The sequence below is a fragment of the Nitrospira sp. M1 genome (genome assembly GCF_965152605.1).
The window spans coordinates 873,414-895,877 of sequence record NZ_OZ224217.1 but is presented as its reverse complement, the minus strand read 5'-3'; the positions used below and the strand labels follow the sequence as shown (position 1 = coordinate 895,877).

Sequence of the window (22,464 nt, the reverse complement as noted above, 5' to 3'; positions counted from 1 at the left end):
ATGCCCTACGAAATATTCGTCGGGCTTCGATACCTTCGGGCCAAACGACGCCAGCGCACGATTTCCCTCAATACATTTATTTCCATTGCCGGCATTACCCTTGGCGTTGCTGCGCTCATCGGCACATTAGGAATCATGACGGGATTCAAAGAAGATCTTCAATCAAAAATCCTTGGGACAACAGCACATATCATTGTCCAAGAACGTGGCATCCCCAACATGAGTAACTATACAACGGTACTCGAACAAGTGGGGAAAATACCTCACACCCTTGCCGCGGCACCGTTTATCTATAAGCAAGTACTCCTCTCATCGAAATCTGGGGTACAAGGGATTATCCTACGAGGCATAGACCCGGAGAAAGAATCGCAAGTGACGGAACTCGCTTCAAATCTGAAATATGGGGCACTTCCTGATCTTGAACATCCTCCAGCTTCCGTGCAATCACCACATTCACAACCCACTCCCCCACCAGATACATCAAGCAAGATGAAACCAGGAATTTTCCTTGGGAAAGAATTGGCTGCCCGCCTCGGCCTATTTCTTGGAGATCCCGTCAATGTCGTTTCACCTGTCGGCCCTATCAATGCACTCTCCATGACTCCCAAAATTCGACCGTATGTGGTTGTGGGAATTTTTGAATCTGGCATGTATGAATATGATTCGTCGCTGGCTTATATTTCACTCTCGCAAGCACAGGAGTTTTTTAACCTGGGAGATACCGTCACCGGTATTCAACTCAAAGTCGATGATGTATTCCAAGCCAATTCCATTGCGCGAGACATTGAAATGACGCTCGGCCCATCCGTCTCCGCCAAGGATTGGATGCATCTCAATCGTAATTTATTCTCAGCTCTCAAGCTTGAAAAAACCATGATGTTCCTCCTTCTTGTCCTCATCACGCTCGTGGCCTCATTTAATATCGTGGGCACGTTAACCATGATTGTGAATGAAAAACAGCGCGAAATCGCAATTTTGAAAGCTATGGGATCGACCCCAAAATCCATCATGCGTATTTTCATGCTCAATGGACTCGTCATTGGGTTAACCGGAACGGCTATCGGAATTCCTCTCGGCTATACATTCTTATGGCTGATTCAAAATTACTGGACGTTTGATGCCTCGGTCTACTACATCTCGAAGATCCCGGTACATGTCCTCGGGATGGATGTGGCGCTTGTCGCCATTTCAGCCATCATCATTAGCTTTGCCGCCACCCTGTACCCATCATGGCAGGCCGCCAAACTCAATCCCGTGAGCGCGCTTCGCTATGAATGAGCCTGCTGCCTCCCAACAACAGCCCTCACGTATGCCGCTACTTGAGATTCATGATCTCCACAAGACATTTTACTTGGAACAACAACGTGTCGATATTTTGAAAGGGATTCACTTGACCATTCATCGTCAAGAAATGATCTCAATCATCGGGGCGTCAGGGGCGGGAAAAAGTACCTTGCTCCATATCATGGGCACATTGGATAAACCCACTCAAGGCATGCTGACCTATGAAGGGCAAGAACTGCTCAGCATGAACGAATCAGCCTTAGCGGACTTTCGAAATCGCCGCCTCGGCTTTGTCTTTCAATTCCATCATCTTCTTCCAGAATTTACGGCACTCGAAAACACGTATCTCCCAGCCCTCATTCAACGCCAGCCCAAACACACAGCCTGCGAAGCAGCCAAGGCTCTGCTAGAAGAAGTCGGGCTCTCTCACCGAATGCATCACAAACCAGGAGAGCTTTCAGGCGGGGAACAACAACGAATAGCGGTCGCCAGGGCCTTAATTCGAAATCCAGACCTGGTACTGGCAGATGAACCCACAGGCAATTTAGACAGCCATACTGGAGATTCGTTATTTACAATGTTGAGGAACTTGAATCAACGGCGAGGGACGGCATTTGTGATCGTCACCCACAATGAAAAACTTTCCGCGCAATCTGATCGATTGATTCATCTTGAAGACGGCGTCATTACTGAAGATCGAACCCTATGAAAAGAAATGCGAGAAATATCCCGACAGCAGCATTCAAGTAAAACCAAGAAGTGTATGATTTGAAGTCTCATGCATTCTGCCAAACTTGAGACTTGCGGGATATGTGATCATTCAAAGGCTGCGTCAACGGCTGTGAGTCTCCGCCAACACTCACTCCTCCTGTCAACGGCCCTTATCGGGCTGCAGTAATTCTATCTTTGATCACATCAAATGTCGCCTTCGGCACCACCTGCTTGGCAACGAGTTCACCTCGTAAGCGGTAGGGACGATTGGCCACAACCTCATCGGCCACTTCTTTCGTCAATCCAAGAAACAAGATGAGATCGCTTGCCGATGCTTTGTTGATATTGACCAACTGCATCTTTTTCCCTGGCACGGAAGACCGGGCACCCGCCGTTGCTGCAGACTTCATGTCTGGCATGGCCGTCGATCCAAGAGACTTTTGCGAAGATGAGGAAGGCGCTAATGCCGAGACCTTCTTTTCTCTATTAGCCTTCAATTCTTTTTGATATCGAACGACCGTATCCTTTAATGCGGCATTCTGACTCTTCACCTTTTGGTATTCCTTCGCTAACCGCTTGTGCTTCACTAGCACCTGCTTGAGATTTCGCTCCATGTCTTTTTGGCGGTTTTGTAAGAGCGCCTGCTCGCCTTTTCGACCTTCCTTGATGCGCTGCACCTCGGCCGTCATCACCTCCAGGTCAGTTGACACCGATTCATTCGCATTTTTGAGTGTCTTCATTTGCTGGTCAAGTGCATCTCGATGCATGCGCATTTTTTCTAATTCGGCCTTTGCTGATTCCATATCAGAAACAGCCGCATCATACGTCGACTTTGAAACCATACAACCTGACAACACAAAGGCCATCATCATAATGGCACTGATCAACCAGATTCTCATGAATTTCCTCCCTGTATGTTAGCGATCAGCACTCGTGCAACACTCTCGTTGCGTACCCATCCCTGCGATCCCGCTACCAGCCCAACGCAGGCGATATCTCGACCCTCGGGGATACGCCACGTATCTATAGAATAGCCTCAATCAACGCAATTGGCAAAGCGTATCCACAAACATCATTGGGCACCTCTAAAAACCAGGATTTTTTCGTGCGTGCAAGGAAGTCACGCGCGCAAAACCACAGTGTATTGACACATACATGAGGATTTGAGCACGCGGCTGACGCCGCAATCGCGGAAAATGACGACTTTTAGAAGTGCCCTATTCATAATATTGAGGACGACGATCACGCAACAGGTCATTATAGGGATTCAAGTTTTTATCTCGCGCTTGCATGGGATCGATATCCAGCAGGACAAGTTCCGATTCCGTCTCAGAGGCACGATGCAAAATGTTCCCTGACGGAGAGATAATTTCACTTTTCCCAATAAAGCGCAAAGCTGGTTTCTCTCCTCGTGCTTCTTCACCAATTCGATTCGCGGTAATGCCAAACACTCGATTTTCCAAACAACGAGTCACCATAGCATCGGGACAGTGAGGAAGAACAAGATTCGATGGGTGGCAAAGAATATCCGCCCCCATGAGGGACAACGTTCTGGCAGCTTCAGGATAAAACCAATCAAAGCAAATCAGCAGACCGATACGTGTATCGCCAATGGGCCAGACTTGAAAACCCAAGTTTCCCGGTGAAAAAAATAATGTCTCTTCAAAAAATAAATGCACCTTTCGATAGACACCAATAAACCCTGACGGGCCCACAAGGACAGCCGAATTATAAAATTTCCCGGCATGCTGTTCCGGCAATCCTGCAACAATATAGCAATGGCGCTGTTTCGCCAATTCCGTCAATCGTCGAGTCGTCAGTCCATCAGGCACAGATTCAGCCAATCGTGCGACCTCTTCACCCGAACAGAACTGATAGCCAGACATGGCTAATTCCGGTAACACGAGTACATCGCAGTCGATCGACTCCAATTGGCCGATGACCGCATCGACATTATGCTGAATCTCCCCAAATCGAGGAGCGTATTGATAGAACCCAACTCGCATGACCACCCCTAACACATACCACATATCCCCAGGGAAAACCGTATGTCGTCGCCCCAAAATTGTCGTTCGTTGTTCGTCTTTCGTATCTCGTTTCTGAAAAGCGTCCTCATCCTACTTTGACGAACGACGAGCAACGAATGACGAAATACGGTTTTCTGAGATACGCTTCACGATCTACGAGATACGGTATTTCAAATACCTGGCCAGACAAAAAGGGCGGGTAGGGGGTCCCCTACCCGCCCTTTCTGGTCACCAAAATCTAATAATTCAGTGAACCTCTTTCATATGCATCACGGCACTATTGGCATGCTTCGTTCCAACATCAGCATGGCCTTGCTTTCCATGTTCAATCGCTGCCTCTAATTCACTCACGCCCTCATCCAAATGCGGATTCTGGACGTCTTTCTGTGCGGCTTGTGCATGAGTCAGCGCTTCTTCAGCATGAGTCACTAAAGCATCGGCATGGCCTTCTCCACCATGTTTTGCCGCGCCTTCAGCATGCGCGATGGCTTCTGTGACATGAGGATTCATATCCGCCACTGCGGAAGATGAAAATACCCCTAAAGATAAGAGCGCCATCATACTACCAACGACCAACGCCTTCCGGCCAACCATTCGGATCATCTGCAACCTCCTTCGTTTATAAAAAGTCAGAAATGAAGAAACGCAAACCTGATACATCCTCGCATGCCTCCGCGCGAAGATCAAGATGGCTTCACTTCCGTTGGATTAGATACTTTATGTAACAATCGAACATCCTTTTCTACGGGAGCGGCAAAATCTCGGCTCCACTCCCACCACGATCCTGGATAACACTTCACATGCTCGAAATCGACGAGACGCATGATAAAATACAGCCAGGCGGCACGAACACCGCCTAAGCAATAGGTGACAATTTCTTTTTGAGGGTCAATTCCGCGGTCTTCAAAGACCTTCTTGATCGAATCCAGGTCTCGCACAGTTGCGTCTGAATTGAGAAAACCGCTCCACGGCATATTAATGGCCATGGGAATATGTCCGGCTCGGGGCAAGCCATCAACTTCCTTCCCCGCATATTCCTCAACACTTCGCGCATCAATAATTTCCGTTCCCGGATTGGACTGCTTCACTAATTTCTTCAGCTGATCTTTCGAGATGATCAACTCAGGGCGAACGGTCACAGTAAAATCACCCGGCGGCAATCGCACCATTTGATGCTCATAGGGCCGCTGCTCGGCAACCCACTTCACCCAACCTCCATCAAGAATACGGACACTCTGATGTCCCAGGTATTGCAACATCCAATACATTCGGCCTTCATCGCCCCAGTTATCAAACGGGTTGGAATAGATAATGACATCACTATTCTGGTGAATTCCTAAGGCTTGCAACCGTTGTTCAATAACTTTGAGATCTGGATTTAACAAGCCTTTCGCCACCGCTTGCGGATCACTATATTCGTGCCATGTACTATGCACAGCACCAGGAATATGCGAAGAATAGGCGGCCGGGCCACGGACATCAATAATCACCAGTCCCTCTCGGCCAAGGTTTTGCGCCAACGTTTCCGTGTCAATTAAAAAATCTTCAATCATGGGGTCTCCTTCATGAACACAAAACGGTTATCCCACTGTGTCGGCTTCCGCTGGCTTGGCACAGCCTAATCTCGGATCGACAGGCTGCGCATCCAACGCAACAGACAGAGTTTCATTCAATGGGAAATCTCGCTCATAGATAGTAAATACATACGGATCATTTCCGGTTAAGCCGTAGCTTTCACGCAGCATTTCATGCTGGCCATCTGTCAAAATATGGTAGCGAATCTTCACCTGAACCTTCCAGTCCGTTGCCCCTTCTGGTAAGTCATAGTCAAATTGATAATCTCGACTGGCCAACGGCAAGAGGCGATTATCATAGACTTCCAAAATCACGGGCTGCCAGAGAATCCAACGTCCCATCGTTTCAGCTTGATGCTCCACAATATTGCCTTCACCATCGAGAATGACGAATTCAACGGAAAAATGTCGATCCGGATCTCCCGTCGGGATTTTATGTCCGGCTCCGGCATTAATGAGGGTCAAGGTGAAATCAACCCTGTCCCCCGGTTCTGGCTGTAGTGGCTCAGCTACAACTTGCACCGCAATCGCCCGCTTAATCATCTCAGGGTCATGCCCTCCCCGCCACAGATGTCGCCGTCCATTCCGTATGGGGCCGCCTTTGGCGACAGGCCTGGTCACTTCAGGCATATGACAACTCTGGCAGATTAACCCCTTTTCCTTCATGAAAAACTCACCTTCATACTCGGTATAGGTCCCACAAGGACCACCATTGTAAAACTGAAAGGGTCCAGAGACCACACTATGGCATCGATGACACATCTGGGTCGTCCGAAACGCAGGGTCAAACTTGGTGGGATGTGGTGCGACAGAATCTCCGTATGGGCCATGAATCACCCCATCACGAACATGGCATGCCGCACAGGTGACCCCTTCACGCTCAAAACCCTTGTCATAGCGATAATTGGGAATTTGCGTCGCTCGTTCAACGCGATCATTGGGAATATCTTGAATCAACATCGGCTGCTGATTTTCGAGAGGCGCATGGCAATTCAAACATACAAAGACATGCTTGTCTTTGTTCCAATAGGCCTGAAAAAATGGATCGTCGTACGCATGCGCATGAATACTCGTTTTCCATTCTTTATATATTTCCTGATGACACGATCCGCAATCTTCGGCTTTTAAACTTTGCAGTCCAACTGGGACTTTTTGAAATGGAATAGCTCGTGCATAGTCATCGCGAAGGCCAAAAATAACGGTTGGGCGAAACTCGGTATAAAAGATATAAACGAGGACACCTATAACAATGGTCAGTAAAAACAACACAGGACCACGCCGCATACGCTTTCGTTTCATATTCATGCCTCTAACATCGTGAGAAGATGTTGATCAACCGATTGCGCCAAACCTTGTAAATGATAGCCACCCTCTAAACACGAAATCACCCGGCCCGAAGCATGGTGCGCGGCAATATCCAGCACAATCCTCGTAAGGTCGGCATACCCTGTTTCAGTCAGATTCATACTTGCCAAGGGATCATCGCGATGGGCATCAAATCCTGCAGAAATGATCACGCAATCGGGTTTAAATTGGTCGGCAGCCGGAACCAGCACCTTTTGGAAAATCTCACGATACTCGTCATCCCCTTGGCCACCCGACATCGGAACATTCACCGTCAGTCCATTTCCATCACCTCGGCCAGTTTCTGTCGACCTGCCCGTACCGGGATAATACGGAAATTGATGCGTACTAAAGAATAAGACCGAAGGATCATCATAAAAGGTGTGCTGAGTACCATTGCCGTGATGAACATCCCAATCGACAATTAGGACACGCGCAAGCCCATGATGTTCCTGAAGATATTTGGCAACTATTGCAACATTATTGAACACACAAAACCCCATGGCCCGATCGGCTTCAGCATGGTGGCCCGGTGGCCGAACCGCACAAAATGCATGATCGACCTCCTGCATCATGACCGCATCAGCCGCAGCCATAGCTCCTCCAGCTGCCAGATAGGCGGCGGTAAGCGAACCCGGACAAAGCGTGGTGTCAGCATCCAGCGACGCATATCCTGAGCTCGGAGACTTCGTCTCAAGCTTTTGCACATAAGAGGACTCGTGCACTCGTTCAATCCACTCCTTTTGCGCCGCTTGTGCAGGAATCTGGCTTAACCGGTCAGACGTGCCTGTTGACAGAAGGCGAGCCTGAATCGCTCGAAGTCGGTCAGGTGATTCTGGATGACCTGAACCCATCTCATGGTCCAAATACGCGGTATCAGTAACAAGTCCTACACGGCCCATCTCAAAAACTCCTTCGATAGATTCTAGTCACAACATGCCCCTATTTCATCACGAAGAAAAATACTTGCACAAGACCTCGTTTTGGATACATCGTGTGGAGAAGAGTTACGTGAATCAGGAAGGAGTATAGCGAATCCACATAGGTTCCAACCAGGAACATACCACGAACGTTGCCCGGTATGATGTTTCAACTAGCGGTAGTTATAGCCGTTCCTTGTATCTATTGCTTGTACGACATGTGTGGTTGCGCTGTGTACGTGATATCAATTCGGCTTAGAGTTATACGGTTACGCTATATAGTAGGAGGGCAGATCGTAGCATAGGCCTGTATGTTAGACAACGAGAACAGTCTCATGATACGTTTCCATCCAACGCTTTGAATATACAAACACATTGCTAGCCAGTTAAACTTATGCCAAACCCTAAAATCGAGCAGTTTAAAAAAGTTCTAAAAATGGATCCCAAAGATGAAACTCTCTGGTTTGGTCTCGGGAAAGCCTATATGGGCGATGAAAATTGGCCTGAAGCCATTTCGGCGCTCGAAAGTTGTATCGATGTGAAACCGACATATTCTGCAGCCTACATGGCTCTCGCCCAAGCTCTTCAAAAAATAGAGAATGTCGAACAATGCCGTGAAGTGTGTACAAAGGGTATTAGTGTGGCGACAGAGAACGGTGACCTCATGGTCATTAAAAGTCTCGAAGAACTTCAGGCCTCCCTTCCATAAGGCGCTCAACGTATCCCTTCTCTAGAGGACAGTCTTTAACGCAACAATCTCTTTGTCACCAAGACGGTACGTCCCAGACGTATTCGTCACCAATAAGCGGATTCTCGGTAAGATGCTTTCCGCTTCCGAACGAGTCACCCACGCAGCATTACACAATCGTATGTTGGACCGAGCTGGCTTGGCCGACAGATTCCAGCAGGTAAATAAAACGGCACTCAATTGCGGAATGCTGACAAGCGCGGTACTGAGTAAGCCCGCCAAACGCTGAAGATCGACTTGCTCCTGACAGGACTTCTCCTCCAACCACTCGATCGGTGGAATCGTGATCGCGAGGAGCACCGGAGCACAATACCGATCAAGTTGCCTGGCTTTTTCGGCCATTCTGGCAATGAGTCGACGAACGAGGGCATCTTGCTGGAAATCATCGTCACAGCTTGTTTCGTCAATTTTTCGAGAGACAGTTGTCCACGCATCCCGCCAGCTTGAAGAGCTTGGCACAATCGCGGTAACTTCAACGAACAATCTCTCGTTATCGAGATAACATTCTAAGTCTGCTGTACGCGTGTGCGACTCTTCAAGAAATGCAATTGAAAACCCTGCGGCATTCATCAAGACAGCAACTTCTGTTTCGACTTGAGCCGGTTCTGAGACCCCACGCTTCTGACGATTAAACTGCTCACGCAATCCGACTAACCGGGTACGACTTCCAGAATCGGGACAATGGTCATACAATTGTTGCCACTGAGCCTGGAATATGCCTCGCTGCTTCGCGAGCTTCTTGACTTGTTCCTTAACGGCACGCCTGACTTCTTGATCTCCAGACTGATTCGCGTGGATTCCAACACGACTTTTTCCACGAAATCGCTTTCTCATGTCTGCCTAAACCTCTTAAACTAACAATCCAAGGACTACTATCTGTGGTCATGATAGCAAATTTACTCCCTCGATATGTTAGGAATCTCTGGAGAAAGCTATGCGGCTGCTCAAGATCGAGAACGCTCATTTTTTCGGATTCTTTGAATAGTCGATAGAAACGAAAGACGTTCAGAAGGGGAAAGAACCGGCCAAAATGGGTACGAGGCACTAGGTACGGCAGATGAGAGCAGTCATTGAAAATGAGGAAGAATGAACGGCGCTCGATTCATCACCATTTTGCATAATCCTTTTTTATGATGTCACGCCAACATTTGAAGTCATCATTCCTCACTGGATTCTGACGTTCCCCGCTTTATTATCCAGGCGACTTCGGCCACTCGCTTCCCTAAGGTCTGTGCATCAGTCAACTCTTGCTGGTCAATCCCAGGGCTGTTTCCTTCAGTCGTGGCCGATGCACCAAAGGCACCCCCTTCACTCACAATGATCATCTTGTTCCCAAGCATTGCCGCGAGGATGGTCAGCATCGTCACTTCCTTGCCACTTGAGACTTGCCCGCCAGTCGCAAAGGCTGCCCCAACTTTATTTTGCATTTTAAACTCGGGGAACACACCAAACTTGAATTGCCAATTATCAAAGAATGTTTTCACTTCTCCCGACATATTGGACCAATAGACAGGTGATCCAACAATGAGCGCGTCACTCCCGAATAATTCTTCGGCTGTCACCTCGCCAACTCGCTTCACTGTCACCTCGGTGCCTGGGACCGTCTTCACCCCCTCCACCACGCCCATGGCCATTTTCTCTGTACTACCCGTCAGTGAATGGTAGGTCACAAGCACCCTGACCGTTTCATGTTTTTCTGTCGAAACTGCTGCCTGGGCAAACCCAACCGATGCCCAGGACAGAAACCCAACACAGAGACAACACCATATTCGAAAATGTCTAACCATTGAAGGGGAATGAAGCGAGAGGCAGTTCAAAGAAGCTTGCAACATACCGCTCCCCCCTGAGGGGAGGGTGAATAAAAGAATGGGATTATCATACAGGAACCATCAGTAGCACAATGCATCTTCGCGCGTTCACCGCCGTTCAATCTCTTCATCCATATGCTCTTCAACCGAGACATGCGTTAACGTCCCTCGGTAATCGCACTTGTGGCAGCGTACCCGCCATTCTTCTAGCCATTTCTCTTGCACAAAGGTTTGATGACATTTGGGACAGGTAAAAACCCCTCGCACATAATGGACTTGTTTCTTGTATTTCATAATGATCCACCTCTCTTAAAATTAAGGCTCAAATAGGCGTTAAGCCTGCCACAAGCCTTTTTGGAATTGCAACTCATAGCCATCAGGAACTTCAGAAAGTTCTGAGTAACCAATCCATGCAGGGCTCAATCAAGGTGGCATTTCACTCTCAGGCCTGATTTGTTATGGTTTCCAATATTGGTCTTGGATGATAATAATGAAATCTCATGACATAAATGGAGCCATAATGAACATGCTCAGAAAAACCTTGCTTCCAGGCATCTTGATGATACTGCTCACGACTTCGGGATGCGGAATATTTATTCACACTCCGCCCCCACCCCTCGAACCACCGGTTATGGAATTTTCAGCACTGTGCCAACTACCAACCACAGTTTTTTGTCAGGATTTCGATGACCCGATACCGACAGACAACAGCGACCTACGCGAAGCCATTACCTCCAATGACGGGAAGTGTGAGAAGCTCAAGAGTGATCCGACAAAGGGTTGTCCTGAGATTGTCGATGGCACCTTACAATTTACGGTGCCATCAAACAGTGGAAGCGGCGGGTCGGGGCAGTATCATGTTCGCTTTGCCGACTTTCTTGATGGCCAATCAATCGGTCCTGGCCAAAAAGTGTTTATTCAGTGGAAGCAACGCTTTTCTGCAAGCTTCTTAAACACGAAGTTTAAGCCAGGTGCCGGCTGGAAGCAGGGCATGATCGGAGCCGCCAATGAATCTTCATGCTCCAGTAACGAAATTGTGATCGTCAATACCGATCAACATGGCTATCCCAACATGTACCATGCCTGTGGCTTTAACGAAGGATTCGTCCAAAAAGCCGGACGCTATGACTTTGACTATCAACCGGGAGGAGATAGTTATTGTCTCAGGTCTGCGTGGCCAGACAATTCCTCATCATGCGTCCAGTATGTGCCGGATGAATGGATGACCTTTCAGATCGGTCTCACGCATGGACAACCAGGCGAGAAAAGCCGAGTTCGCTTATGGGTGTCTCGCGAAGGGCATCAAAGCGCCTTGGCAATCGATTTCGAGAAGAAACTACGCAACAACAAAGGCTACGGCAAACTCTGGTTTCTCCCCTATCAAACCAGAAAAAATAAAAACCACACACACCCGGTCGGGTATATCTGGTACGATCAACTCATCATCAGCCACACGCAAATACCTGACAGATAATTGAGCGATTCACTTGGAACCTGAATATGCATAACAAAACAACAAACGTATAAGCATCAAATCGCTACATGCCCTTTAACCCTACCCCCAAAGAGTTCCTAGCTAAAGTACGTATATCGGCTAAAACACTAAAATTGCCTTTGGTAAAATGACCCCTTCAACCAAACTTCAGCAATGACTAACAGCGTTGCTGACTTTAGAGTTAGAAGTAAATACCTCGAGTAAAGATATTTAGAACTCATAATAGAAGGATAGGGTAAAAGGAAAACTTGCTCCAACTTACCCAGAAAAACAGTCCCCTATCTATGTAATGATTTTTTTGAACTTACAGAAATTCCTCTTACATACTCGTCCAACTCCATACTTATACCAAGCTGTTCATTCGAGAGTGAGAAGTGTCGTACATTACCCCCTAGAAAAACAGCATTTTTCTTGTTTGCATAGGAAAAATGCTGTGAGCACAAACCAAAGATCTCTCAAAAATGCGTTGCTTAAGAAGCGGAATCATTCCCTTTTTTATACTTCCAAAACCCAAGTCCGACAAGACCAGTACCCAAAAGGAAAACCGTCCCTGGCTCTGGAACCGGAGCAGGCGCGGGCCCGGGGCTAGGACCAGGGCCAGGACCAGGACCAGGTGGAGGAATCGTCACAATCTCTTGTACCTTAATGCTCACAAAAGCATTGGCAAAAGACTCTGCCGTATTTCCCCCTTGACGAAGAAGATTTAAGTCCCAAACAGCTCCTCCTAGGTTATGAGCAAGTGGCACATAGTCTGTTTCAGTACTTCCAGATCCATTGCCGACGATTCCACCGGCACTTGTCATGAACCCTCCAGTTCCATCAGCTGTAAATGCCGTCCCATCTGCGGCTAAACCTAAGGCCCTAGCACCGCCTGCACTGGATAACGGATTGTCAAGAATAGCATTGAGGACAACACCTTCATTCTGCAAGTCACTTTCCACAGAACTAAAATTTAACCCTGAACCGGCATTATTACCACCAGCTGTCCCATTGTTAATATCTCGATCTTCGTCAGTGACAAGAATGACTTGCTGCGCAAAATCTCCATTCCTAAATGTATAGTTATTCAGAGCAAAGTCGATGGCTTGATATCCATCTTCGGTTCCACCACTGGTCACAAGCCCTGAGGCCGCAGTGGCAAACTGACTTGCACTACCAAAATCACCGCCTCCAACTTGATGTGAATGTGGTAACTGGCCCGTGAAGTCAAATCCCCCATAACCAACGATTGCATATCGGTTTACATTGGAACCGGTCCCCACACCAGCCGCTTGAAGCCCCATTTCTAGATCTGGAATTGCGGTTTGAAGGAAAGAATGTTCACCCGCCATCGATCCCGATTCATCCACAACCACAATAACATCCGCGGCTAACGGTACAGCGAAAGCCTGAAATGGAGAACATATTACACACATCGCCGAAATAAAAAATGATACCAGCCTTGCATCTAAGACTTGTCGAATCATTTCCTGACCCTCCCGTTCTTTTGCCAAATAGTATGGATAAATAAAAACGATAAGACTCCCCATGTTTTTGGTACAACAAACACATCAACCTCAAAAAAAAAGACCATTCCTCTTGATCAAGAAGAATGGCCCTTGGGCGCTCTTAATGGCGCAAACAGGCTCTATACTTTATTTTGCTACAATGGGAGGCAGTTTGCGAAAAACTAAACTCCCCTCTGCATTAATGACTTGGAAGCGTAATTTACATTTCTCACATTTAATTTGCAAGAGAGAAAATTTTCCAAGACATTGGTACCGACCGCAGTCTGGACAGCGCACATGCTGCTCTTCTAATACCACTTTTTCTTTCCCCCCGCACTGGGAATTGAAAAATAGATTTATAGAGGATGCCAACTACTTCGATTACTTTACCAGTTGACCTATTATTCTTTCGTTTTTTTATGAAAATTAGGATATATACTTTATTTTATTTGTCAATATAATATTTCTTTTCCCAAAGTGATTAATCATATCCCAGCCTGATCAAATTACAATAATCGACACCTTGTACTTCATACCGGTAACCATTGACTAGCTGCGCGATCGTTGTTTTCGCGGGAACAATTCGGTGTGAATTTTTTTGAGACGGGCTTCTTCGACATGCGTGTAGATTTGCGTGGTCGCGATGCTGGCGTGACCTAACATCATTTGCACTGATCGAAGATCGGCGCCATGATCTAACAGATGCGTCGCGAATGAGTGGCGGAGCATATGCGGAGAAATGGACTTCGTAATACCTGCTCGCTTGGCACGAGCTTGCAGCATTTTCCAAAACCCTTGCCTGGTGAACGGCTGTCCCCTTCGCGTTGGGAAGAGGGCTTGCGATGTGCGTTTTTTCAATAGCTGTGGCCGGGCCTGATTCAGATATTCGGTGAGCCTGTGATTCGCTTTTTCGCCAAGCGGCACCACACGTTGCTTATCCCGCTTCCCTGTGGCTAAGACATAGCCGACGTCTCGGTTGACATGGGATAGCTCTAAATGAATCAATTCTGACACTCGCAGCCCCGTGGCATACAACAATTCCACCATCGCCGCATCGCGTAGATCTTCTGAACTTCGTTGCAACGGTAAATCCAGAAGTTGCGTCACCTCTACCTCATTCAACACCTTAGGCAATCGCGACCATTGTTTTGGCGATCGTACCAATGGAGCCAATAACGCAGGCTTGGTCCCTTCGACTCCGAGGAACCGATAGAAACCACGAACGGCAGCTAAACAACGGGCAATAGACGATGCCGCCAGTTGCTGCCCTCTCAGGTCTCGACGAAATTCCTGAAAGACGTCTTTTGAGACATCGACAAATTGCGTGATCTTTTTCGACGTCAGAAAATTCTTTAACTTTTGTAAATCGCGTCGGTAGGCCGCTAACGTATTGGAGGCCAACCCACCCTCGATACGCAACGAGGTGAGATACTCCTCAATCACAATATCCATCGAATGATCTAGCTCAGTTTCGCTGTTCACGGTTTGCATGCTACTCATATATTAGCGCTTACCTTGTTCTTTTGGTACACTGATCGTAAAGAGAGTTGCAACACGCGTAACGACATCGATATCGTGTTTCGCTGGCTGATAACTCATACCTAGCCATTCACTCTGTAGACTACACAGAACAAACCACACAAATTCTCTCCTTATTCATGCGCGTCACCGTTCTTCTCCTTTCGAACCTTATTCTTTTCAGTGCAATCTGGCATCCATGCTTGGTGAGTGCCAAATCATATGATACGCCTGCGCCTATTTTGGTGGCTCAACAACAGGGCTACTCCGACCAAACGCTTCTTGATAAAGCCAAAACCAACTTTGAAATCCAAGAGTTCGATGAGGCCCTGTCCACGCTGGAATCATTGATTGACCGACAACCTCCTCCTTCTATCCTACAAGAAGCTTATTTCCTGCAAGCTGCAATTTTACGAACGACCAATCAAGAGCAAAGCGCCGCGTCGATCATGGAGCAATTGCTCGATGAATTTCCGATGTCACCGTTGGCCAATGAAACCCGCCTTCTACTTGGACAACTCTATCTGACCCTCGAACAGCCCGAACGCGCGCTGACCGTTCTGCAGCAAGTCTTCAATTTTGCAGCGAGTCCGGCCATTCGACAAGAAGCCCTGAGTCAATTGCGAGAAGCGCATATCTCCCAAGACCAGCATGTCGAGGCTATTAAGGCGACATTAGAAGAGATCGCCTTGGTTGATTTCGAGCAACGCGCAGCACTCAAGACGATCGTTCAAGACCTGATCCTCCAATCCATGGATGAAGCGTCTCTCCAAAATCTTATCGAGGCCTATTCTGATCGCTACCCAGGCGATCTCGCCACCATCCGACTCATCGAATTACACACATCCCATGGCGATGAAGTCTTGGCTGAACGTGACATTCGAACGTTTCTCCAACATTTCCCGGATCACCCGTACGCCCAAACCGCCATGGCGCTCCTGCAGTCCTTCATGCATAAAATCAAAATCAATACGCATGTCATCGCGGCGTTTCTTCCATCTTCTGGACCGCTCAAAACCTTTGGCACAGACTCATTGAATGGCATTCGGCTGGCCCTAGAAGACGGCAAACAACAATTAGGGTTATCGTCCGTCGGCCTTGTCGTGAAAGACACCGCGGCAACCATCAATCCCTTGCGCTCCGAACTTGAACAGGTACTGAATGACTTCAGACCAATAGCCGCCATCGGCCCATTACTCTCTCGAGAAATCCAGAGCATCGCCTATTTGGCTGATGACTATGAAGTCCCGATGGTCACACCATCAGCAACCCTGCTCGATGTCCGCCGATTTGGATCCTATTGGTTTAGCACCGCCTTGACCGCAACCTTGCAAGTTCGCCAACTGGTGGACTATGCCATGAACCAACTTGGGCATACACGATTCTGCATTATCGCGCCAGAAACGGCCTATGGACGTGAGATGAGTCAGCTCTTCACTCAAGCCGTCGAGTACTTCGGGGGTGAATTGATTGCCGTGGAACAGTATTCCGAACAACAGACCGATGTCGCGGAACAGATCATTCGGTTAAAAGACACGGATCTCGCGCTATATGGAACTCTAGAAGAAGAGGAAAAAATATCTAAGAAGAAGAAGAGATCTAAGAAAAAAAAGACGATGATCTATACGCCGGGATTCGATGCCATTTTTGTCCCAGGCAAGCCGGTTAACCTTGCGCTCATCTCGTCCCAATTGGCCTTTTACGACATCAATACTCCGCTCTTAGGCGCAAACAGTTGGCATAATCCGGAAATCTTTCGTTGGGCCAGACATGGGATTGATCATGGCATTTTCACTGACGGGTTTTTTCTCAATAGTCCCGATCCATCGGTCCATGCCTTTATCGAACGATACCGCACTCGTTTCGGGTCTGACCCTTCATTGTTTGCAGTGCAAGCCTACGATGCGACCTGGCTAGTCCTTGACGCCATTCGTAATGGCGCAACAACGGGCACCGATGTTCGAAAGCAATTCCTTCTCCGCCATGATCTCCCAACGCTCAACAGTTTTGCCTCATTTGGTTCCACTGGTGTCCTCAATCGAAAGATCTATATACTTCAAGTTGACAAAGGTCGATTCGTTCAAATTAATTAGATAGATGGATGATCTTGCACCCATTATTCATGCCATTTCGTACCGGGCATTACCACTCATCTTTGCGATTGTTCTGCATGAGTTCGCCCATGGCTGGGTCGCCCATTTTTTTGGCGACCCCACAGCACAATTAGCGGGAAGACTGACCCTCAATCCTCTGGCTCATATTGATACATGGGGATCCATCATCGTCCCACTGATGTGCTTTTTAATGCCGGGTGGATTTTTAATTGGATGGGCCAAGCCCGTGCCTATTGATGCCCGGCGATTGCACAACCCCCGTCGCGACATGGCATTCGTCGCCGCCGCAGGGCCAGCCATGAATCTTGTGTTGGCCATTGGGAGCGCACTCCTGTTGAGCTTGATTTTTGTGATTGACCCTACCATTGCAGAAAATTGGCCACCTCAGCCGGGCTTGGAATCGCGAAGCGATCTGCTAGGCATGGTGTTGCTGCCCTTGGCAGCCATGAGTCTCTTTTCAATCTTGATTAATGTGGTGCTGATGGTGTTTAACTTACTTCCCGTGCCACCACTCGATGGGGGAAGAATTATGACGAGTCTTCTTCCGCCAGCATCGGCCATGACCCTCAGCCGTATTGAACCCTATGGTATGTTTGTGATTCTTGGCATTATTATGGTCGAACCGCAAGTCCATATTATCAGTACGATCATCGGATCCGTCTTTCAGGTGCTCGCGGCTACCGTGCTTCCAAGCCAAATTCTGTAATTACAAAGGAGTCTTTTTGTGTCGAACCGAGTCTTAAGTGGAATGCAGCCAAGCGGACATCTTCATCTCGGAAACCTTCTCGGAGCACTCGACAATTGGAAAGCGCTTCAAGACCAATATCAATGCTTCTTCTTTGTGGCTGATTGGCACGCCCTTTCAACCAACTATGCCGATACCAGCCGGATCAAAGAGTATACCCAAAGTCTGCTGATTGATTGGCTGGCTGCCGGGATTGATCCAACCCGTTCAACCGTCTTTATCCAATCCTCGGTCCCTGATCATGCGATCCTTCATCTTCTACTATCCATGATCGTACCCGTGCCATGGCTCGAACGGAATCCAACCTATAAAGAGAAACAAGAAGAAATCACAGAAAAAGATCTGACAACCTATGGGTTTCTGGGATATCCCGTACTCCAGGCAGCAGATATCCTCTTGTATAAACCTGACTTCGTTCCCGTTGGGAAAGACCAACTACCACATTTAGAACTTACGCGAGAATTGGCCAGACGCTTTAATAATTTATACCAATCAGTATTTCCAGAGCCAAAAGAACATCTCACGAAATTTCCCAAGGTAACCGGTACCGATGGCCGCAAGATGAGTAAAAGTTATCACAACACCATTAACTTGTCGGACTCAGAACCTGAGATTCGCAAAAAACTGAAAACCATGGTGACGGATCCAGCCAGAGTTCGACGAACAGACAAAGGCAATCCTGATGTCTGCCCTGTGTATGATTTCCACAAAATTCTTTCCTCCCAGGCAGTACAGGAACAAGTCAATCAGGACTGTAGAACGGCTGCCATAGGCTGTATAGATTGTAAAAAACTCGTCGCGGATGTCATGGTCGAACGATTGGCTCCATCCTGGGAAACCCGTGCCGGGTTGCTAGCAAAACCCGATTACCTTGAAAACATTATTCAGGAAGGGCAGCAAAAGGCCTCAATCGTGGCTCACGAAACCATGAAGGATGTGAAAGAAGCGATGAAAATTTAAAGGAACGGTATAATTCATGCGCCCAATACGTTCCATTTGAATATGCAGCAAGATTTTTCAAATTCATTCCTTGCACTTCTTGACTTAAGTCACAGGGGTCAGTACCATCCAGACACATTAATTATTCACTCAAAATTAGAAGAAAAACCTAAACTTATCAATCAATTATGGCTATTCGAGTTGCAATCAACGGCTTTGGCCGTATCGGTCGGAATTTTTTTCGTGCTAGCATCGGTCATCCAGATATTCAAGTAGTCGCCATCAACGACCTTACCGACGCCTCCACTCTCGCTCACCTCCTCACCTACGATTCCGTGCATGGCCGGTTTCACGGACAGGTTGAAGCGCAGCCTGGGCGTCTTGTTGTCAATGAGCACTCCATAGAAATTTTCGATAAGCGCGATCCCAAAGAACTGCCGTGGAAGCAGCTCGACATTGATGTCGTCATTGAATCAACTGGCCGCTTTACGGATCGTCAAGGTGCGAGTCAACACCTTTCAGCCGGGGCCAAACGTGTCATTATTTCAGCACCGGCCAAAGATGCTGACTTGACCATCGTTCTCGGCGTCAACGACTCCACGTACAATCCCAAAGAACATACCATTCTTTCCAATGCCTCATGTACCACCAATTGCCTTGCCCCCGTCTCAAAAGTTCTGCTTGAGCAATTCGGAATTCGTCATGGGTTTATGACAACGATCCATTCATATACTAACGACCAACAACTTCTCGATCTGCCTCATAAAGATTTACGGCGAGCACGAGCTGCTGGCCTTTCCATGATTCCGACATCTACCGGCGCCGCAAAAGCACTCCATCTTGTACTACCTGAATTACAAGGGAAAATGGATGGCATTGCCATTCGGGTTCCGACACCCAACGTTTCCATGATTGACCTCTCGGTCGAAGTAGAAACGGACTGCGATGCCACCGCCGTGAATGCAGCCTTTCAACAAGGAGCCCAGGGCTCGCTCCGGAACATTCTGGATTATTCAGATGCACCCATTGTGTCATCAGATTTGAATGGAAGTCCATTTTCCGCCACACTCGACTCACCCATGACTACCGTGATGGACAAACGATTCGTGAAAGTCTTTGCCTGGTATGACAACGAGTGGGGCTACTCATGTCGCCTACGCGACCTTGTAAAGTTCTTAGCCCAACAGTCTTGATTGGGAACCTTCCGTCCCTGGTTCCTTACCCCGTTTGCGATAATATGTTTCGCATGAAAAAGGGGGAACGTCATGAACCTGACCAAACAAACCATCGACCACATCGATCTTCGGAATAAGCGCGTCATCATACGCGTTGACTTCAACGTTCCCCTCGACGATGCCGGACAAATTACCGATGACTCACGCATCCGCGCTGCCCTACCGACAATCAACCATGCGGTTGACGAAGGCGCAAGCGTGATCCTCTGCTCGCATCTAGGGCGACCCGATGGCAAACCTGATCCAAACTTAAGTTTAGCGCCTGTCGCCAAACGATTGCAGCGTCTTCTCGATAAGCCCGTCGTCTTTGCCCATGACTGCTTAGGAAACGAAGTGAAGGCGTTGGTTGACCAAATGAAGCCTGGAGACGTGCTACTTCTAGAAAACTTACGATTTCATGCTGAAGAAGAACAAAATGATGAAACGTTTGCGTCACAATTAGCTTCTCTCGGTGACGTGTATGTCAACGAAGCCTTTGGTACGGCGCATCGATCTCATGCGTCGACTGTTGGCATCACGAAGTTCATGAAGGTGTCTGCCGCTGGATATCTCATGAAGCGTGAAGTCGAAGCGCTGGAAGGCGTCGTTGAAAATCCAGTACGCCCTTTTGTGGCCATTCTTGGTGGCGCAAAGGTATCCGGAAAAATCGGCGTCATTGAAAACCTTGGGAAACGCGTAGACAAGGTCATTATCGGCGGCGGAATGGCCTTTACCTTCATTAAAGCTATGGGGCATGAAATTGGTCGATCTCTCGTTGAAAAAGATATGTTGGAATTTGCCAAGGGAATTCAGGAGCATGCCCTGAGCCGTGGAGTGAAGTTTTATTTGCCGGTGGACTGTGTGGTAGCGGCAAGCCTAGAACCGAGTGCTGAGACAAAAATTGTCCCAATTCAAGAAATTCCCGAGGGTTGGTATGGAATGGATATCGGCCCAGCATCGGTCAAACTTTTTAGCGAAGCCGTCGAAAACGCGAAAACAATTTTGTGGAACGGTCCCATGGGGGTCTTTGAGCGAGATGCATTTTCCCGCGGCACCCTTTCGATGGCGCATGCCGTCGCCAATGCGTATGCCAAGACTGTCGTGGGAGGTGGAGATACAGCTCTTGCGGTACATAGGGCTGGCGAATCCGACAGCATGGCCTTTATTTCAACCGGTGGAGGGGCGGCACTTCAACTCCTTGAAGGAAAACACATGCCCGGCTTAGCAGCGCTCCCCAATCGACCCTAGTTTCACTCCTTCTATTTTTTGTTCAAAATATTCTAGCTTTCTCATTGTCACCCCACAAATTATATGCAACGACCTCTTATTGCCGGTAATTGGAAAATGTACAAGACGGCCTCGGAAGCGCGAGGCTTTCTCCAGGATTTTCTTCAACTCTATCATGAGGAATACGCCGTAGATATCGTGATGGCGCCACCATTTACGGCACTTCAGTCTCTTCGTGATGGACTGCACACAACCGCTATTGCACTTGCAGCACAGAATGCATCATCTGAAGACGAAGGGGCATTAACCGGTGAAATTTCCCCGGCAATGATTAAAGACCTTGGATGCACCTATGTCATTCTTGGGCATTCTGAACGACGCCAACATTTTGGTGAAGAGAACGGCCTGATTAACAAGAAAGTTCACTTGGCGCTTACCCACCAATTGCAACCAATTCTCTGCGTTGGGGAATTGTTGGAAGAACGTGAATCAGGACAGACCAATACAGTCATTGAACAACAGCTTCTTGCAGGACTCCATGATGTAACGACTGAACACATGAAATATATAACAATTGCCTATGAACCAGTGTGGGCAATCGGAACGGGAAAAGCCGCGACCGTTGACCAGGCGACAGATGTCCATGCACATATTGGGTCGATAATCAAAAATACCTGGGGCGTGACACGTGACACCATTCGTATTCTGTATGGCGGCAGCGTCAATCCTGAAAATGCCGATAGCCTGTTTGAGTCTCCACAGATTAATGGAGCTCTAGTAGGAAAAGCTTGTCTCAATCCAGCCTCATTTGCTAAGATTATAGGCTCTGCGCAGCGCTCATCCATTTAACCACGAAATATCGGGATAGAATATGTATACCTTGACCGTTGTGATCCACCTCATTGTGTGCTTTCTGATGATTGCCGCTATTTTGTTGCAAGCTGGGAAAGGTGCAGAAATCGGAGCAGCATTCGGAGGATCAAGTCAAACGGTCTTTGGAAGTCGAGGCCCAGGAACATTCCTCAGCAAGGTGACCGTTGGAGCGGCAATTATCTTTATGCTCAGTTCATTAAGTCTTGCGCTTCTCTCAAAACAGGAAAACACCGCATCATCCGTGATTGACTTATCGACGCCTGCCAAAAATGACACGTCAGAAAAAGAAGTCGAGTCGACCCCTGCAGCATCAACTGAGGTTGATACAGAGCCAGCTCCCGCTTCGTCTGAGTCAACAACAGAACCCTCACCAGAAGCTGCAACAACACCAGCCACAACAGAATAAAAAAGCAAAACGGGCCCTGTGCGCTGCACA

General features: G+C 47.9%; 22 protein-coding genes. 11 read left to right on the top strand and 11 right to left on the bottom strand.

From position 1 onward, the window contains the following. Complete coding sequence (locus ACWHX8_RS04370) at nucleotides 1–1,278, top strand: FtsX-like permease family protein (protein WP_447971863.1); 1,278 nt, start codon at nucleotides 1–3, stop codon at nucleotides 1,276–1,278. A 31-nt stretch (nucleotides 1,279–1,309) separates the two neighbouring features. Continuing rightward, nucleotides 1,310–1,993, top strand: a complete 684-nt coding sequence (locus ACWHX8_RS04365; RefSeq protein ID WP_447971862.1) for an ABC transporter ATP-binding protein — start codon at nucleotides 1,310–1,312, stop codon at nucleotides 1,991–1,993. 172 nt (nucleotides 1,994–2,165) lie between these two features. Here the strand turns inward: ACWHX8_RS04365 and ACWHX8_RS04360 are convergent, their stop codons facing one another. The 6 genes from ACWHX8_RS04360 to ACWHX8_RS04335 form a co-directional block, all read right to left on the bottom strand. After that, nucleotides 2,166–2,894 (bottom strand): helix-hairpin-helix domain-containing protein, encoded by a 729-nt coding sequence (locus ACWHX8_RS04360; RefSeq protein ID WP_447970740.1) that lies wholly within the window; start codon nucleotides 2,892–2,894, stop codon nucleotides 2,166–2,168. Between the two features lie 318 nt (nucleotides 2,895–3,212). Continuing rightward, nucleotides 3,213–4,058, bottom strand: a complete 846-nt coding sequence (locus ACWHX8_RS04355) for a nitrilase-related carbon-nitrogen hydrolase (RefSeq protein ID WP_447970739.1) — start codon at nucleotides 4,056–4,058, stop codon at nucleotides 3,213–3,215. A 210-nt stretch (nucleotides 4,059–4,268) separates the two neighbouring features. Then, the gene (gene smbP / locus ACWHX8_RS04350) at nucleotides 4,269–4,625 is read right to left on the bottom strand and encodes a small metal-binding protein SmbP (RefSeq protein ID WP_447970738.1); all 357 of its coding nucleotides are present in this window, start codon (nucleotides 4,623–4,625) and stop codon (nucleotides 4,269–4,271) included. 80 nt (nucleotides 4,626–4,705) lie between these two features. Continuing rightward, a complete protein-coding gene (locus tag ACWHX8_RS04345; protein WP_447970737.1) occupies nucleotides 4,706–5,575 on the bottom strand; it encodes a sulfurtransferase in 870 nt (289 codons plus the stop codon). A gap of 27 nt (nucleotides 5,576–5,602) precedes the next feature. Further along, the gene (locus ACWHX8_RS04340; protein ID WP_447970736.1) at nucleotides 5,603–6,895 is read right to left on the bottom strand and encodes a hypothetical protein; all 1,293 of its coding nucleotides are present in this window, start codon (nucleotides 6,893–6,895) and stop codon (nucleotides 5,603–5,605) included. A gap of 2 nt (nucleotides 6,896–6,897) precedes the next feature. Beyond that, on the bottom strand, nucleotides 6,898–7,842 hold the full coding sequence (locus ACWHX8_RS04335) for a histone deacetylase family protein (protein WP_447970735.1): 945 nt from the start codon (nucleotides 7,840–7,842) through the stop codon (nucleotides 6,898–6,900). 412 nt (nucleotides 7,843–8,254) lie between these two features. Here ACWHX8_RS04335 and ACWHX8_RS04330 point away from each other — a divergent pair, with 412 nt between their 5' ends. Further along, nucleotides 8,255–8,569 (top strand): tetratricopeptide repeat protein, encoded by a 315-nt coding sequence (locus tag ACWHX8_RS04330; protein WP_447970734.1) that lies wholly within the window; start codon nucleotides 8,255–8,257, stop codon nucleotides 8,567–8,569. A 21-nt stretch (nucleotides 8,570–8,590) separates the two neighbouring features. On the opposite strand, the gene ACWHX8_RS04325 is transcribed toward ACWHX8_RS04330, so the two are convergent. The 3 genes from ACWHX8_RS04325 to ACWHX8_RS04315 form a co-directional block, all read right to left on the bottom strand. Next, nucleotides 8,591–9,442, bottom strand: coding sequence for a hypothetical protein (locus ACWHX8_RS04325; RefSeq protein WP_447970733.1), 852 nt, complete (start codon nucleotides 9,440–9,442; stop codon nucleotides 8,591–8,593). A 323-nt stretch (nucleotides 9,443–9,765) separates the two neighbouring features. Beyond that, complete coding sequence (locus ACWHX8_RS04320) at nucleotides 9,766–10,440, bottom strand: flavodoxin family protein (RefSeq protein ID WP_447970732.1); 675 nt, start codon at nucleotides 10,438–10,440, stop codon at nucleotides 9,766–9,768. An 84-nt stretch (nucleotides 10,441–10,524) separates the two neighbouring features. Beyond that, on the bottom strand, nucleotides 10,525–10,710 hold the full coding sequence (locus ACWHX8_RS04315) for a hypothetical protein (RefSeq protein WP_447970731.1): 186 nt from the start codon (nucleotides 10,708–10,710) through the stop codon (nucleotides 10,525–10,527). 226 nt (nucleotides 10,711–10,936) lie between these two features. Here ACWHX8_RS04315 and ACWHX8_RS04310 point away from each other — a divergent pair, with 226 nt between their 5' ends. Beyond that, complete coding sequence (locus tag ACWHX8_RS04310) at nucleotides 10,937–11,890, top strand: hypothetical protein (RefSeq protein WP_447970730.1); 954 nt, start codon at nucleotides 10,937–10,939, stop codon at nucleotides 11,888–11,890. Between the two features lie 491 nt (nucleotides 11,891–12,381). Here the strand turns inward: ACWHX8_RS04310 and ACWHX8_RS04305 are convergent, their stop codons facing one another. Next, nucleotides 12,382–13,377, bottom strand: coding sequence for a vWA domain-containing protein (locus ACWHX8_RS04305; RefSeq protein ID WP_447970729.1), 996 nt, complete (start codon nucleotides 13,375–13,377; stop codon nucleotides 12,382–12,384). A gap of 570 nt (nucleotides 13,378–13,947) precedes the next feature. Further along, a complete protein-coding gene (gene xerD / locus ACWHX8_RS04300) occupies nucleotides 13,948–14,898 on the bottom strand; it encodes a site-specific tyrosine recombinase XerD (protein WP_447970728.1) in 951 nt (316 codons plus the stop codon). 224 nt (nucleotides 14,899–15,122) lie between these two features. Between xerD and ACWHX8_RS04295 the strand changes: the two genes are divergently transcribed. The 7 genes from ACWHX8_RS04295 to secG all read left to right on the top strand — a co-directional run bounded on the left by ACWHX8_RS04295 (nucleotide 15,123) and on the right by secG (nucleotide 22,434). Next, nucleotides 15,123–17,009 carry a penicillin-binding protein activator gene (locus ACWHX8_RS04295; protein WP_447970727.1) on the top strand — a complete coding sequence of 629 codons (1,887 nt, stop codon included), beginning with the start codon at nucleotides 15,123–15,125 and terminating at the stop codon, nucleotides 17,007–17,009. 4 nt (nucleotides 17,010–17,013) lie between these two features. Further along, a complete protein-coding gene (locus ACWHX8_RS04290) occupies nucleotides 17,014–17,736 on the top strand; it encodes a site-2 protease family protein (RefSeq protein ID WP_447970726.1) in 723 nt (240 codons plus the stop codon). A gap of 42 nt (nucleotides 17,737–17,778) precedes the next feature. Beyond that, complete coding sequence (gene trpS / locus ACWHX8_RS04285; protein ID WP_447971861.1) at nucleotides 17,779–18,735, top strand: tryptophan--tRNA ligase; 957 nt, start codon at nucleotides 17,779–17,781, stop codon at nucleotides 18,733–18,735. Between the two features lie 167 nt (nucleotides 18,736–18,902). Then, the gene (gap, locus tag ACWHX8_RS04280) at nucleotides 18,903–19,907 is read left to right on the top strand and encodes a type I glyceraldehyde-3-phosphate dehydrogenase (RefSeq protein ID WP_447970725.1); all 1,005 of its coding nucleotides are present in this window, start codon (nucleotides 18,903–18,905) and stop codon (nucleotides 19,905–19,907) included. 78 nt (nucleotides 19,908–19,985) lie between these two features. Beyond that, nucleotides 19,986–21,176: a phosphoglycerate kinase gene (locus ACWHX8_RS04275; RefSeq protein ID WP_447971860.1), complete on the top strand. Its 1,191-nt coding sequence runs from the start codon at nucleotides 19,986–19,988 to the stop codon at nucleotides 21,174–21,176. Nucleotides 21,177–21,239: 63 nt separating this feature from the next. Beyond that, a complete protein-coding gene (tpiA, locus tag ACWHX8_RS04270) occupies nucleotides 21,240–22,004 on the top strand; it encodes a triose-phosphate isomerase (RefSeq protein WP_447970724.1) in 765 nt (254 codons plus the stop codon). Between the two features lie 22 nt (nucleotides 22,005–22,026). Continuing rightward, entirely contained in the window at nucleotides 22,027–22,434 is a 408-nt protein-coding gene (gene secG, locus ACWHX8_RS04265; RefSeq protein WP_447970723.1) for a preprotein translocase subunit SecG, read from the top strand. The last annotated feature ends 30 nt before the right edge of the window (nucleotides 22,435–22,464 follow it).

Bases quoted from the DNA above. Each gene is read 5' to 3' on its own strand.
- ACWHX8_RS04370 (WP_447971863.1), top strand. From the start codon at position 1: ATGCCCTACGAAATATTCGTCGGGCTTCGATACCTTCGGGCCAAACGA.
- ACWHX8_RS04365 (WP_447971862.1), top strand. From the start codon at position 1,310: ATGCCGCTACTTGAGATTCATGATCTCCACAAGACATTTTACTTGGAA.
- ACWHX8_RS04360 (WP_447970740.1), bottom strand. From the start codon at position 2,894: ATGAGAATCTGGTTGATCAGTGCCATTATGATGATGGCCTTTGTGTTG.
- smbP (WP_447970738.1), bottom strand. From the start codon at position 4,625: ATGATCCGAATGGTTGGCCGGAAGGCGTTGGTCGTTGGTAGTATGATG.
- ACWHX8_RS04345 (WP_447970737.1), bottom strand. From the start codon at position 5,575: ATGATTGAAGATTTTTTAATTGACACGGAAACGTTGGCGCAAAACCTT.
- ACWHX8_RS04340 (WP_447970736.1), bottom strand. From the start codon at position 6,895: ATGAAACGAAAGCGTATGCGGCGTGGTCCTGTGTTGTTTTTACTGACC.
- ACWHX8_RS04335 (WP_447970735.1), bottom strand. From the start codon at position 7,842: ATGGGCCGTGTAGGACTTGTTACTGATACCGCGTATTTGGACCATGAG.
- ACWHX8_RS04330 (WP_447970734.1), top strand. From the start codon at position 8,255: ATGCCAAACCCTAAAATCGAGCAGTTTAAAAAAGTTCTAAAAATGGAT.
- ACWHX8_RS04325 (WP_447970733.1), bottom strand. From the start codon at position 9,442: ATGAGAAAGCGATTTCGTGGAAAAAGTCGTGTTGGAATCCACGCGAAT.
- ACWHX8_RS04320 (WP_447970732.1), bottom strand. From the start codon at position 10,440: ATGTTGCAAGCTTCTTTGAACTGCCTCTCGCTTCATTCCCCTTCAATG.
- ACWHX8_RS04315 (WP_447970731.1), bottom strand. From the start codon at position 10,710: ATGAAATACAAGAAACAAGTCCATTATGTGCGAGGGGTTTTTACCTGT.
- ACWHX8_RS04310 (WP_447970730.1), top strand. From the start codon at position 10,937: ATGAACATGCTCAGAAAAACCTTGCTTCCAGGCATCTTGATGATACTG.
- ACWHX8_RS04305 (WP_447970729.1), bottom strand. From the start codon at position 13,377: ATGATTCGACAAGTCTTAGATGCAAGGCTGGTATCATTTTTTATTTCG.
- xerD (WP_447970728.1), bottom strand. From the start codon at position 14,898: ATGAGTAGCATGCAAACCGTGAACAGCGAAACTGAGCTAGATCATTCG.
- ACWHX8_RS04290 (WP_447970726.1), top strand. From the start codon at position 17,014: ATGGATGATCTTGCACCCATTATTCATGCCATTTCGTACCGGGCATTA.
- trpS (WP_447971861.1), top strand. From the start codon at position 17,779: ATGCAGCCAAGCGGACATCTTCATCTCGGAAACCTTCTCGGAGCACTC.
- gap (WP_447970725.1), top strand. From the start codon at position 18,903: ATGGCTATTCGAGTTGCAATCAACGGCTTTGGCCGTATCGGTCGGAAT.
- tpiA (WP_447970724.1), top strand. From the start codon at position 21,240: ATGCAACGACCTCTTATTGCCGGTAATTGGAAAATGTACAAGACGGCC.
- secG (WP_447970723.1), top strand. From the start codon at position 22,027: ATGTATACCTTGACCGTTGTGATCCACCTCATTGTGTGCTTTCTGATG.